We start from the raw sequence: 12956 nt of genomic DNA on the forward strand, positions 1-12956 counted from the left end.
CCCAACTCGGCGATTTCACAAACCCGAAAGGATCGCCCGCGCCGTGTCGCAATCACGCGCCATCTGCGCCTTCAATGCCTCCAGCCCGTCGAACTTCGCTTCCGCGCGCAGGAATTCGATCAGCGCGACTTCGATCATCTGGCCGTACAGATCGCCGTCGAGATCGAAGAAATAGGGTTCGAGCAACTCGGTCGCCTGCCCCGCGATCGTCGGCCGCACCCCCAGATTGGCGACTCCGCGCAGCACGCGGCCATCGGGCAGCCGTCCGGTCACCGCATAGATGCCGTAGCGTGGGCGCAGATAACTGCCCAGCGACAGGTTGGCGGTCGGATAGCCGAGTATGCGCCCCAGCTTCGCGCCATGCTCGACCACCCCCTCGATCGCGAACGGCCGGGTGAGCAGCGCGGCGGCCTCGCGCGGCTCTCCGGCGATCAGATGCTCGCGGATGCGGCTCGACGAGATCACGTCGCCGTGATCGCTGACCGGGTGTACCACATCCGCCGAGAAGCCGAGCTCGCCGCCCAGCGCCGCCAGCACCGCGACATCGCCGTCGCGCCCCTTGCCAAAGGTGAAGTCGGCGCCGGTGACGACACCGCCCGCACCGATCGCATCCACCAGCCGCTCCTGCGCGAACGCGCGCGCCGTCAGCCCGGCCAGCGCGCGGTCGAAGTGGAACACCAGCATCGCGTCGGCCCCGGCCGCAGCGAACAGCCGCTGCCGCTGGTCGAGGCTGGTGAGGCGGAACGGCGGCGCGTCGGGCTGGAACAGCCGCACCGGATGCGGATCGAACGTCGCGACGATCGCCGGGCGATCCTCGGCGCGGGCACGATCGATCGCGCGGCCGACCACTGCCTGGTGCCCGCGATGAAATCCGTCGAAATTGCCGAGCGCGACGATCGCGCCGCGCAAGGGGGCCGGAACCGCCGAGCCGCCGTCAAGCCGCTGCATGGCCGGGCCTATAAGGCGGACGACGGCGATTGGAAACGCTGGAGCGTGACGAAGGCAAAGCCCGGTGTGTCGGCATCGGCGGCATGTTCCTCGCGAAACGCCTCGCGCCATTCGACCGGTTCGAAGGCCGGCACGACCGCGTCCCCCGGCGGCGACGCGTGGACCTCGGTCAGTTCGATCCGGTCCGCACGCGGCAGCAGCAACGCGAAGATCTCCGCCCCGCCGATCACTGCGATCTCCGACGCACCACTTGCCAGCGCGATCGCCGCATCGGGATCGTGCGCGACTTCGGCGCCGTCAGCATGCCAGTCCGGGTCGCGCGTCAGCACGATGTGGCGGCGGCCGGGCAGGGGGGCGGGGAAGCTCTCAAAGGTCTTGCGTCCCATCACCAGCGGCTTGCCCATCGTCAGCGCCTTGAAGCGTTTCAGGTCGGCGGGGATATGCCAGGGCAGCCTACCGCCCAGCCCGATCACGCCATTGGTCGCACGCGCGAGGTAGAAGACGATCACACCGCCACCGCCGCTTTGATATGCGGCTGCGCCGTATATCCGGTCAGGGCGAAATCTTCATGGGCATAGGCGTCGATCGAGGGTGCCTTGCGCAGGATTTCCAGCTTCGGAAGCGAGCCGGGCGTGCGCGCCAATTGCTCGCGCGCCTGATCGAGATGGTTCGAATAGAGGTGGCAATCCCCGCCGGTCCAGATGAACTCGCCCACCTCGAGATCGCATTGCTGCGCCAGCAGATGCGTCAGCAGCGCGTAGCTGGCGATGTTGAACGGCACCCCCAGGAAGATATCCGCCGAGCGCTGATAGAGTTGCAGCGAGAGCTTGCCGTTCGCAACATAGGTCTGGAACAGGCAGTGGCACGGGCTGAGCGCCATTGCGTGCAGCTCGCCGGGGTTCCACGCGGTGACGATCTGGCGCCGCGATCCCGGGTCGCGGCGGATGGTGGCGATCAACTCGGCGATCTGGTCGATATGGCGGCCGTCGGCGGCCACCCAGTCGCGCCACTGCTTGCCGTACACCGGGCCGAGATCGCCGGCCTCGTCGGCCCATTCGTCCCAGATGCTGACCTTGTTCTCGCGCAACCAGCCGACATTGGTGTCGCCGCGCAGGAACCATAGCAGTTCGACGATGATCGAGCGCAGGTGCAGCTTCTTGGTGGTCAGCACCGGGAAGCCATCGGCAAGATCGAACCGCATCTGGTGCCCGAACACGCTGAGCGTGCCGGTGCCGGTGCGATCCATCTGCTCGACACCGTGATCGAGCACGCGCTGCATCAGGTCGAGATACTGCCGCATCGGATCAGCCGGGCATGTCGCCGGCAGGACCACCACCCTGCGGTGTGGCCGATGGCTGGGCGAGGCGACAGGCACGGATGGCGCCCGGCTCGGGCCGCTCGCCCGCTGCCTCGAACGCGGCGAGATAGCCGCCCGCCGATTCCATCTCCTGCATCTCGACCATCCGATAGCCGACCGCGGCGAATTCGCAGCGCAGCAGGGCTGGCGGCGTGCCGTGATTCTGGGTCGGACGATCGGCATCGACCACGATCACACGTCCGCCGGTGCGCAGCGACGGGCGAAGATTCCACAGGAACGCGTAGGGGTCCGAAATCTCGTGATACATATGGACCATCAACACGCGATCGAAGCTGTTCGCAGGCAGGCGCGGGTCTTCGGGCAAGCCGAGCCGTACCGAGACATTCTGCAGCCGCTCGCGCGAAACGCGCTCGGCCAGCGCGTCGCGCGTCTCCTCGACGATATCCTGCGCCAGCACGCGGCCTTCCTTGCCGACGCGCGCCGCCAGCCGAATCGTGTAATAGCCTTCACCGGCCCCGATGTCGGCAACCGTCATGCCCGGCGCGATGCCGGCCCGGTCCATCACCATCTCGGCTTCGTTGAGGCGGTCGCGCGCTTCTTCGGTCGACCAGCGATTCGATACGATCGTCGCGATCGGCCGGTCCGCGGCGGGAAATTCGTCGCTGACGGTGCTGCGATTCTCGGGGAGCTCGACCGCGCTCTGGCAGGCTGCCAGCGCCAGCGTCAGCGTCGCGGCGATCGTCAGCCCCATCATGCGCCTGCCCCCTGTGTTCAATCGACGTCCTCCACCTCGACCGTCTCGCCAGTCACGCGCTGCGACAGCGCCGCCGCCATGAACGGATCGAGTGCCCCGTCTAGCACGTCCGACGGCGCGGTCGAGGTCACGCCGGTGCGCAGGTCCTTGACCAGCTGATAGGGCTGCAGGACGTAGCTGCGGATCTGGTGGCCCCAGCCGATCTCGGTCTTGGCCGAATAATCGCTCAAGGCGGCGGCTTCGCGCTTCTGCAGCTCGGCCTCGTACATCCGCGCCTTGAGCATGCCCATCGCCGTCGCGCGGTTCTTGTGCTGCGATCGGTCGTTCTGGCTGGCGACGATGATGCCCGAAGGCACGTGCGTGATCCGCACGGCCGAATCGGTCGTGTTGACGTGCTGTCCGCCCGCACCCGACGCGCGATAGGTATCGATCTTGAGGTCGCTTTCGTTGATCTCGATCTCGATCGAATCGTCGATCACCGGATAGACCCACACGCTGGAAAAGCTGGTGTGGCGCCGCGCCGCGCTGTCATAGGGCGAGATGCGCACCAGCCGGTGCACGCCGCTCTCGGTCTTGGCATAGCCATAGGCGTTCTCGCCCTTGAGCAGCAGCGTCGCCGACTTGATCCCGGCCTGTTCGCCCGAATGATAATCGACCAGCTCGACCTTCATGCCCTTGCGCTCGGCCCAGCGCATGTACATCCGCTGCAGCATTTCCGCCCAGTCCTGGCTCTCGGTCCCGCCCGCGCCGGCATGGACTTCAAGATAGGCGTCGTTGGCATCCGCCTCGCCTGCCAGCAGCGCCTTGATCTTGTCCTGTTCGGCACGCTCGGCAAGCGCGGCGAGGCCCGCGACGCCCTCGGTCGCCATCTCGTCGTCGCCCTCGGCATCGGCCATCTCGATCAGCTCGGCGGTATCCGACAGTTCGCGCTCGATCGCACGCGTCGCAGTGATGGCGTTGTCGAGCCGCTGGCGCTCGCGCATCACTTCCTGCGCCTCGCGCGGATTGTCCCACAGGCTCTGGTCCTCGACGCGCGCATTGAGCTCATCAAGCCGCCGCAGCGCGCGATCCCAGTCGAGAAAGCGGCGCAGCAGGGCCAGCGCGTCGTTGATCGTGTCGATATGCGTCTGCGCTTCGGCGCGCATGGTCAATTCCAATGTCTAGCGGGGCAGGGGCGCACGGATTGGCCCCGTTAGTAAATCCCGCCCTCTCTTTGCAAGAAGTCGCTGTCGCGCGGCTGCGCCCTGGGGGCGGCCGCCTTCTTCTCGACCGGCAACGCCTTGGTCGCTTCGTCGCGGCGGCGCGCGCGGCGCGGCTCGCTCTCCGGCTTGAACGCTTCCCAGATCACCGGCGACAGCGGCGCGTCGCTCGGCCAGCCGCTCGACACAGGTCGGCCGCTACGCCGGTCGATCCGCACGATGCGCGTGCCCGGCGGCGCGCGGAACGGCACCACTTCCATCCCCTCATACGCCTTGACCGCGAAATCCTTGTAGATCGGCGCGGCGATCCGCCCGCCTTGCGCGTATCCGCCCAGGCTGACCGGCGTGTCGTAGCCGAGGTACAGCCCGGCGATCATCTGCGGGGTGCCGCCCACGAACCACACGTCGGTCGGGCCGGTGGTCGTTCCGGTTTTGCCCATCATCGGCCGCTTGAGATCGCGCAGCGTCGTCGCGGTACCGCGCTGGACAACGCCCTCCATAATATGCGTCATCTGGTAAGCGCTGATGGGATTCATGACGTTGCGGGCTCGGATCTGCGGGCGCGGCATCGGCTTGCCGTCCCAGTCAGGCATGTTGCAGCCTTCGCACGGGCGCCAGTTTTCCGGCAGGATCACCTTGCCGCGGCGGTCCTGGACATAGTCGATCACCGTCGGCTTCAATTCGCGGCCATTGTTGGCGAGCATCGAATAGGCATTGACCATGCGCAATACCGTCGTCTCGCCCGCGCCCAGTGCGAAGGCCAGATAGGGCGCGTATTTCTGCTGGCTGATGCCGGTCTTCTGCATCATGTCGACGACCTTATCCATGCCGGTGGTCGCCGCCAGCCGCACGGTCATCAGGTTGCGCGACTGTTCGATACCCCAACGCATCGTCTGCGGACCGGCGCCGCGGCTGTTGGCAAAGTTGCGAAAGCATTTGACGCCGAGCCGGGCACCCTGATTGACGCAATACGGGCCGTCGACGACGATCGACGCCGGCGTCATTCCGTTTTCGAGCGCGGCGGCATAGACGATCGGCTTGATCGTCGATCCCGGCTGGCGCAGCGCCTGGGTAGCGCGGTTGAACGACTGGATGCGCGAATCGAACCCGCCCTGCATCGCCAGCACCCGGCCGGTGCGCGGGTCCTCGACGACCATGCCGCCGGAAATCTTCGGCACGCTGCGCAAGGACCAGTCGCTGCCCGAAGGCGCGACGGCGATGACGTCGCCGGCCTTGAGCGCGGCGAACGCCGTGCCCCCTTCGCCGCGCACCGGCATCACCGCATTGCCGCGTGGCAGCGTGCCGGTGCTTCCGTCGACAAAGCCGATCTCGGCGTCGCTGCCGTCCTTGGCGATGACGATTGCCGCGCGCCAATCGTCATAATCGACGCCGATGTTGGACGATGCCAGCACGCCGCGCCAATTGTCGCCGTCGATCTCGGTCGTGCCGAGCGGACCCGACCAGCCGCGCCCGCGGTCGAAGCGCAGCAATCCTTCGCGCAGGGCATCGGTGGCATATTCCTGCAGCTTCGGATTGAGCGAGCTGCGCACCCAGAGCCCTCCGGCATAGACGCTGTGGGGGCTGTCCTTGTCGTCCTCGCCAAAGCGTTCGAGCAGTTCGCGGCGCACTTCCTCGACGAAATAGCCGCCGATCTGGGGCACGCGGCGTGCGCTGCGCTGGGTGGTGCCGAGCGGCTCCGCGACCGCCTGCGCATATTGCGCCTGGTCGATGAAATCGTTGCGGCGCATCTCGCCCAGCACCCAGTTGCGGCGATCGACCGCGCGATCGGCATTGCGCACCGGGTCGTAGTTGGCAGGGCCCTTGGGCAGGATCGCCAGATACGCCATCTGCGGCAGCGTCAGTTGCTCGACCGACTTGCCGAAATAGGCGTCCGCCGCGGCCTCGACGCCATAAGCGTTGCGGCCGAGGAAAATCTGGTTGAGGTAGAGCTCGAGAATCTGCTGCTTGGTCAGCGCATCCTCGATCCGCCACGCCAGCATCACTTCGCGCAGCTTGCGGATATAGCTGACCTCGTTGGTCAGCAGCAGGTTCTTGGCGACCTGTTGTGTGATCGTCGAGGCGCCGACCGGACGTCCGTCATTGCGGAAATTGGTGATCATCGCCGACACGATGCCGGGATAATCGACGCCGCCATGCTCGAAGAACGTCCGGTCCTCCGCCGCCAGGAACGCCTGGATCAGCTGGCGCGGATACTCGGCATAGGCGAGCTCGATCCGCCGTTCGCGCGCAAAGGTCTGGATCGGCGCGCCGTCGATCGCACGGATATTGGTGGGCAGCGGCGGTTCATAGGACTGCAGCTGATCGACGGAGGGCAGGTCGCGCGCGACCAGGAACCACAGCAATGCGCCGCACAGTCCCGCCAGCAACGCTCCCCACGCGAACAGCTTGAACCACCAGCGCCTGCGCCACTGGCCCAGTCGCGCGCCAGTCCCGGACAGCCCGCGCCGCAGCTTCAGGGTGATCGTCGATTCCGAATGTTCCGCCATGTGAAGCGCGGTTTAGCAAGTTTCGCGCGCGACGCCAGCGGCGGTGCGACGGGGCGGGGACGATGGCCCTCAATGCGGAACGGCGCCGATCTCGAACCCGGTCTTGTCGTGCAGCGCGAAGCGATCGACGATATCGGCGCTTGCCCGGTTGTACCCGACCATCTCCACCGTGCAGCCGTCACGCCGCAGCCGTGCGACCACCTTGTCGAGCGCGGCGACCGCGGAGATGTCCCAGAAATGCGCGGCGGTCATGTCGATCAGGACATGCCGGACCGGCTCGGACACGGCGAATGCGCGGGTGAAGCGATCGACCGACGCGAAGAAAATCTGACCGGCCACGCGATAGGTCACCGATTGTCCGCCTTCGGCGACGCAGCGTTCGACGGTGAACATCCGCTGCACCTTGCCGGCGAAGAAGATGCCCGAAAGCAGCACGCCGGCCAGCACACCCTGCGCCAGGTCGTGCGTGGCGACGACCACGACCACCGTCGTCAGCATCACCACAGACGATGGCCAGGGGTGTCGCTTGAGGTTGGGGATCGAATTCCAGCTGAACGTGCCGATCGACACCATGATCATCACCGCGACCAGGGCGGGCATCGGCACCTGCCCGACCAGCGGCCCCAGCACGGTGAGCAGGAACAGCAGGAACGCGCCCGCGACGAACGTCGACAGTCGCCCGCGCCCGCCCGAAGTCACGTTGATGACCGATTGGCCGATCATCGCGCAGCCGCCCATTCCGCCTACTGCCGCTGCCGCGATGTTGGCGATGCCCTGTCCGCCGCATTCACGCCGCTTGTCGCTTTCGGTGCCGGTCATGTCGTCGACGATCTGCGCCGTCAGCAGCGACTCGAGCAGCCCCACCGCCGCCATCGTCGCCGAATAGGGCAGGATGATGCGCAGTGTCTCCAGAGTAAGCGGCACGTCGGGCAGTACCAGTGCGGGCAGGCCGGCGGGAAGCTCCCCCATGTCGCCGACGGTGTTGACCGGAAGCCCGAACGCGATGCTGATCGTGGTCAGGACGACGATCGCGATCAGCGGCGACGGAACCGCCCTGGTCAGCCGCGGCACGCCATAGATAATCGCCAGTCCGGCAGCGACCATCGCATAGGCCTGCCAACCGACATTGGTCAGTTGCGGAAGCTGGGCGAGAAAGATCAGGATCGCCAGTGCGTTGACGAAACCGGTAATAACCGATCGCGACACGAACTGCATCAGCAGGTCGAGCCGCAGCAGCCCCGCGGCGATCTGGATCATACCCATCAGGATGGTGGCGGCGAACAGATATTCGACGCCGTGGTCGCGCACCAGCGGAACGACCAGCACGGCGACGGCGGCGGTCGCGGCCGAGATCATGCCGGGCCTGCCGCCGGTAAAGGCGATGACGATCGCGATCGCGACCGAGGCATAAAGGCCGACGCGCGGATCGACCCCGGCGATGATCGAGAAGCCGATCGCTTCCGGGATGAGGGCGAGCGCGACGACGATGCCGGCCAGCACCTCGGCACGCGGGTTCGAAAGCCATTCGCGGCGAAGCGAGGCGGATAGGTTCATTGAAAAGTCCGGGTAGCTATCGGCGGCGCACGGGCTGCCAGATGATCCCGGGGATAGGCGCCGGGCCGAGCCACCCGCGCAAAGCGGGTCCGTCGAACCGCTGCAATGCAACATTATGGATTTAAGGGCAAGGCTGCGGCGGGGAGTAGGTCCTCAAGCGGACGTGTTACCGTGACGCCATCCGCCTAGCGAAATGGATATCAACCGCGCGCTGGACGCTTTCGCCGATCTTCTTCTGACCTTCCTTCGATGCCAGGAATTTGGCGTCGTTGTCGTTCGAGACATAGCCCGTCTCGAACAGGATCGACGGCATGTCGGGGGCCTTGAGCACCAGCAGCGACGCCATGCGGTGAAAGCTGGGCTTGGTCGGGATCAGCGGCTGCGCCTCGCGGCCCAGCAGGCGGGCAAAGCTCGCCGAGCGGTTCATCGTCTCGCGCTGGGTCAGGTCGATCAGGATCGACGAGATATCGGACGGTTCCGCGCCCAGATTGACCCCTGCGATCAGGTCGGACTTGTTCTCGCGCGCGGCCAGCCGGGCGGCTTCCTTATCGGACGCGACTTCGGACAGCGTATAGGCGGTGGCGCCGGTCGCCTCGGGGTTGCCTGCGCTGTCGCAATGCACCGAGATGAACAGGTCCGCGCCCAGCCGCCGCGCCACGCCGAAGCGTTCGCGGTGAAGCAGGTAGCGGTCATCGTCGCGAGTCATCGCCACGCGCACCCGGCCGGACTTGACGAGCTGGTCGCGGATCGCGCGGGCGAGCGCCAGCGTCAGATCCTTTTCGCGCAGCCCCTTGTAGTTCGCGATCGCGCCGGGATCGTGGCCGCCATGTCCGGCGTCGATCACCACCAGCGGGCGGCTGTCGTCGGCGCCGATCACCTTGGGTAGCGGCGGCCCGCCGCGCGTCTCCGGGACGGTGACGGCAACCTTGGCGGGCGCGGACGCGGGGGGCGCGAAGCGCACGCTGCCTCTTGCCGCCTCGGCGGAAAAACGGCTCGCATCGACGCTGCGCAGTTCCAGGATCAGGCTGCGGCCGCGCTTGCCGAAGCTGCCGCTTTCGATCAGTGTCGGGCGCGACAGGTCGAACACGATCCGCGTGGCATCGCCGCGCGCTGCCTGCCGCACGCTGGCGACGGGGCCGGCGGCCCTGGGCAGCGCGCCGGGCTGGACACCGGCCAGATCGAGCGCGATCCGGTGCGGGCCGTCGAGCAGGAACGCCGTCGCATCGGCGATCCGCTCGTCAAAAGTGATGACGATGCGGTCGCGCTCGATCTGCACCGCCTCGATCGACGCGGCGACCGCAGGCGTGCCGCCAAGCCACAATGCCAATATTGCAAGGAAGACCGACACCCGCACGCTATGCCGCGCGCGGACCTTGGTGGTCCAGCCGAAAACCATGTTACCCCGCCCCGTTACCCTCGTGACGGGCTGGGGATAGCGGGGCGGCCTTCAATTCGTGATGAAATCATTCGGTTAATTTGGCAGTAGGCAATTTTTTGCCGTCCCTCGGCAAGTTTGCGCGGCAAGCGGCAAAAGCACGCGGTTGCCGCATCGTTTCGGCGGTGCTAGTCCATCTGCGTCGCTCCTTCGCCATCGTGCGCACGGGCACCCGCCGCCGCAACCGCGGGCCGCGGACTTCAGGTTGACGCTCGCATGCCGCACTTTCCGTCCCGCCCGAACCGCCACGCCGCCTCAGGCGTGCGCGCGGTGATGGCGACGGAGTTCCCGGGCCATGCGCCCGGGCGTGCGCACCGAGCAGAGGCAGTTTTCGTACCCTTCACGGCAATGGCGGGCATCCCCCGCCACGCCATCCCCATTGTTCGCGCGCCGGCACGTGCCGCAAGGCCGCCCGTGCGCGCTCGGAGAATCCATAATGACCATGCGCATGCTGATCGACGCACGCCACCGGGAAGAAACCCGCGTGGCGGTCGTCAAGGGAAACCGGATCGAGGAGTTTGATTTCGAAAGTGCCGAGCGCAAGCAGCTCAAGGGCAATATCTATCTCGCCAAGGTAACCCGGGTCGAACCGTCGCTGCAGGCGGCGTTCGTCGATTATGGCGGCAATCGCCACGGCTTCCTCGCATTCAGCGAGATCCATCCCGATTATTACCAGATTCCCAAGGAAGACCGCGAAGCGTTGCTGCGCGAAGAGGCGGAGCATGCCGCCGAGGAAGCCGCGCTGCGCGGCGACGACCTCGATGCCGAGCATGACGACGACGAAGACGGCGAGGTCGAGGTCGTCGAGCGCGACGACGACGACGCGGACGGTGATGCTGAGTCCGGCGAAGGCGAGGAAGGCGGCGATGCGCCGCGTGGCCGCCGCCGCAAGGGCGGCAGTGAGGATCCGGCGGTCGAGGCGCTGCGTCAGCGCCGGCTGAACCTGCGCCGCCGCTACAAGATCCAGGACGTGATCCGCAGGCGGCAGGTGCTGCTGGTCCAGGTCGTCAAGGAGGAGCGCGGCAACAAGGGTGCGGCGCTCACCACCTATCTCTCGCTCGCCGGTCGCTATTGCGTGCTGATGCCCAACACCGCGCATGGCGGCGGCATCTCGCGCAAGATTTCCAATGCCGGCGACCGCAAGCGGCTGAAGTCGATCATGGCCGACCTGCAATTGCCGCCGACGATGGGCTGCATCGTGCGTACCGCCGGGCTGCAGCGCACCAAGGTCGAGATCAAGCGCGACTTCGATTATCTGGCAAGGCTGTGGGACGGCATTCGCGAGGAAACGCTCAAATCCTCGGCGCCCGCGCTGGTCTACGGCGACAGCGACCTCATCAAGCGCGCGATCCGCGACATCTACAACCGCGATATCGAGGAAGTGATCGTCGAGGGCGAGGACGGGTATCGGCAAGCCAAGGACTTCATGAAGCTGCTGATGCCCAGCCACGCGCGGCGCGTGCAGAATTACGCCGACGCGGTGCCGCTGTTCCAGCGCGCGCATGTCGAGGACCAGCTGGCGGCGATGTACAATCCCGTCGTCCAGCTCAAATCGGGCGGCTATCTGGTTATCAACCCGACCGAGGCGCTGGTGTCGATCGACATCAACTCAGGCCGCTCGACGCGCGAGCACAATATCGAGCAGACCGCGACCGCGACCAATCTCGAGGCTGCGCAGGAGATTGCGCGCCAGTTGCGGCTGCGCGACATGGCCGGGCTGGTCGTGATCGATTTCATCGACATGGATCATTCGTCGAACGTCCGTAAGGTCGAGAAGGCGATGAAGGAGGCGCTCAAGAACGATCGCGCCCGCATCCAGGTCGGCCGGATCAGCGCCTTCGGCCTGATGGAGATGAGCCGTCAGCGGCTGCGCACCGGCGTGCTCGAGGCGTCCACCCGGCAATGCCCGCATTGCGAGGGCACCGGCCTGGTCCGCACCGCATCGTCGGCGGGCCTGAGTGCCTTGCGGCTGATCGAGGACGAGGCCGCACGCGGTCGCGGCTCGATCCTGACGCTGCGCGCCAGCCAGGAAGCGGCGTTCTACGTGCTCAACAAGAAGCGCGCCGACATCGCCGAGATCGAGGAGCGCTACGGCGTGTCGGTCGAGGTCGCGTCGGACGGCGAGATCGAGGGCGCGCGCATGTCGGTCGAGGCGAGCGGACCGCCGCCCGCCTATGCTCCGCGCTTCCAGGCGATTGTCGAAGAGCCCGACGACGAAGTCTATGACGAGATCGACGATGAGGAGGAGGTCGAGGAAGAGACCGCCGCCGAGGAAGCACCGCGTCAGCGCGGACGCGAGCGCGACGAAAACGATGGCGAGGCACGCGGACGTCGCCGCCGCCGCCGGGGCCGTCGGGGCCGTGGGCGCGACGAGGACGGTGCCGAGCGCACGGCCGATGCCGATCCGATCGCCGACGACTCGGTGGAAGCCGATGTGGCCGAAGACGATGGCGCGGAACCGCGCGAAGCCGCGCCCCGAGCGGACACTGCCGAAGAAGGCGAGGGCCGTCGTCGCCGCCGCCGCCGCGGACGCCGCGGCGGACGTCGCCAGGCGGGTGAAGAGACCCGCGCCGATGCGCCTGCCGAACCGGACGAGGCGGCCGATGCAACCGTGCCAGTGTCCCTGGAAATCGCCGAACCCGGACCCGAACCCGAACCGGCCGCCGACGCCAAGCCCAAGCGCACCCGCCGCCGCAAGGCCGATCTCGCCGAGGCTCCAGTCGAGGCGGCTCCCGAGCCGGAGGCGACCGTCGAAGCGCCAGCAAACGCCCCTGAAAAGCCGAAGCGTACGCGCCGCAAGAAGGCGGATGCGATCGATGCGCCGGTGGTAGGCGCGGTCGTCGAGGCGGTCGAGCCGGCCGAGGACGTACCGGCCAAGCCCAAGCGGACGCGTCGCAAGAAGGCCGATGTGACCGAGGAAGCGGTGCCTGCCGCTTTGCCGGAGCCCGTCGAGCAGGACCTTGCGCCGGTCGATCCTGTCGCCGCAGTGACCAGCGACGCCGCCATCGCCGAGCAGGCCGAAGCGGACGGTGAGGCGGGGCCACCCCGGCGCGGCTGGTGGCAGCGTACCTTCGGGGCGTGATCGCGCCTGACCTGAAGTAATCGTGCCAAAGGGGCCGTCGCTGTTCGCAGCGGCGGCCCTTTTCATGCGGCCAGCCATCGGAGGCACACAGCTTCATCGTCAATTCATGCGGGCTCGGCCACCGCTGCGCCGGCGCGGCCGGTTGTGCGCGGCTCCGCT

General features: G+C 67.1%; 9 protein-coding genes and 1 other annotated feature. Of the genes, 1 reads left to right on the top strand and 8 read right to left on the bottom strand.

Translation table 11 applies throughout. The annotated features are described in order from the left end of the window. Positions 1-15: 15 nt before the first annotated feature. From FHY50_RS00390 to FHY50_RS00425, 8 genes are all read right to left on the bottom strand, one after another. Positions 16-948: a bifunctional riboflavin kinase/FAD synthetase gene (locus FHY50_RS00390; RefSeq protein WP_140046396.1), complete on the bottom strand. Its 933-nt coding sequence runs from the start codon at positions 946-948 to the stop codon at positions 16-18. Positions 949-956: 8 nt separating this feature from the next. Beyond that, a complete protein-coding gene (locus tag FHY50_RS00395; RefSeq protein WP_140046397.1) occupies positions 957-1457 on the bottom strand; it encodes a dihydrofolate reductase in 501 nt (166 codons plus the stop codon). Then, a complete protein-coding gene (locus tag FHY50_RS00400; protein ID WP_140046398.1) occupies positions 1454-2248 on the bottom strand; it encodes a thymidylate synthase in 795 nt (264 codons plus the stop codon). The genes FHY50_RS00395 and FHY50_RS00400 overlap by 4 nt, the downstream gene beginning before the upstream one ends. Positions 2249-2252: 4 nt before the next feature. Next, positions 2253-3017 (bottom strand): class I SAM-dependent methyltransferase, encoded by a 765-nt coding sequence (locus FHY50_RS00405; RefSeq protein WP_420030888.1) that lies wholly within the window; start codon positions 3015-3017, stop codon positions 2253-2255. A 20-nt stretch (positions 3018-3037) separates the two neighbouring features. Further along, entirely contained in the window at positions 3038-4165 is a 1128-nt protein-coding gene (prfB, locus tag FHY50_RS00410) for a peptide chain release factor 2 (protein ID WP_140046400.1), read from the bottom strand. 47 nt (positions 4166-4212) lie between these two features. Beyond that, a complete protein-coding gene (locus FHY50_RS00415; protein ID WP_140046401.1) occupies positions 4213-6726 on the bottom strand; it encodes a penicillin-binding protein 1A in 2514 nt (837 codons plus the stop codon). Positions 6727-6795: 69 nt separating this feature from the next. Then, positions 6796-8280, bottom strand: a complete 1485-nt coding sequence (locus tag FHY50_RS00420) for a SulP family inorganic anion transporter (RefSeq protein WP_140046402.1) — start codon at positions 8278-8280, stop codon at positions 6796-6798. Positions 8281-8320: 40 nt separating this feature from the next. Next, positions 8321-8374, bottom strand: a sequence feature (sul1 is cis-regulatory element that is thought to sense ions involved in sulfur or methionine metabolism; They are found in Alphaproteobacteria). Positions 8375-8446: 72 nt separating this feature from the next. After that, positions 8447-9676 carry an N-acetylmuramoyl-L-alanine amidase gene (locus FHY50_RS00425; RefSeq protein ID WP_140046403.1) on the bottom strand — a complete coding sequence of 410 codons (1230 nt, stop codon included), beginning with the start codon at positions 9674-9676 and terminating at the stop codon, positions 8447-8449. A 475-nt stretch (positions 9677-10151) separates the two neighbouring features. Here FHY50_RS00425 and FHY50_RS00430 point away from each other — a divergent pair, with 475 nt between their 5' ends. Further along, complete coding sequence (locus FHY50_RS00430) at positions 10152-12797, top strand: Rne/Rng family ribonuclease (protein ID WP_218975203.1); 2646 nt, start codon at positions 10152-10154, stop codon at positions 12795-12797. Positions 12798-12956 lie beyond the last annotated feature (159 nt).

The organism is Sphingomonas japonica (genome assembly GCF_006346325.1).
In the GTDB taxonomy this organism is placed as follows: Bacteria; Pseudomonadota; Alphaproteobacteria; order Sphingomonadales; family Sphingomonadaceae; genus Sphingomonas; species Sphingomonas japonica.

Bases quoted from the DNA above. Each gene is read 5' to 3' on its own strand.
- FHY50_RS00390 (WP_140046396.1), bottom strand. From the start codon at position 948: ATGCAGCGGCTTGACGGCGGCTCGGCGGTTCCGGCCCCCTTGCGCGGC.
- FHY50_RS00400 (WP_140046398.1), bottom strand. From the start codon at position 2,248: ATGCGGCAGTATCTCGACCTGATGCAGCGCGTGCTCGATCACGGTGTC.
- FHY50_RS00405 (WP_420030888.1), bottom strand. From the start codon at position 3,017: ATGGGGCTGACGATCGCCGCGACGCTGACGCTGGCGCTGGCAGCCTGC.
- prfB (WP_140046400.1), bottom strand. From the start codon at position 4,165: ATGCGCGCCGAAGCGCAGACGCATATCGACACGATCAACGACGCGCTG.
- FHY50_RS00415 (WP_140046401.1), bottom strand. From the start codon at position 6,726: ATGGCGGAACATTCGGAATCGACGATCACCCTGAAGCTGCGGCGCGGG.
- FHY50_RS00420 (WP_140046402.1), bottom strand. From the start codon at position 8,280: ATGAACCTATCCGCCTCGCTTCGCCGCGAATGGCTTTCGAACCCGCGT.
- FHY50_RS00425 (WP_140046403.1), bottom strand. From the start codon at position 9,676: ATGGTTTTCGGCTGGACCACCAAGGTCCGCGCGCGGCATAGCGTGCGG.
- FHY50_RS00430 (WP_218975203.1), top strand. From the start codon at position 10,152: ATGACCATGCGCATGCTGATCGACGCACGCCACCGGGAAGAAACCCGC.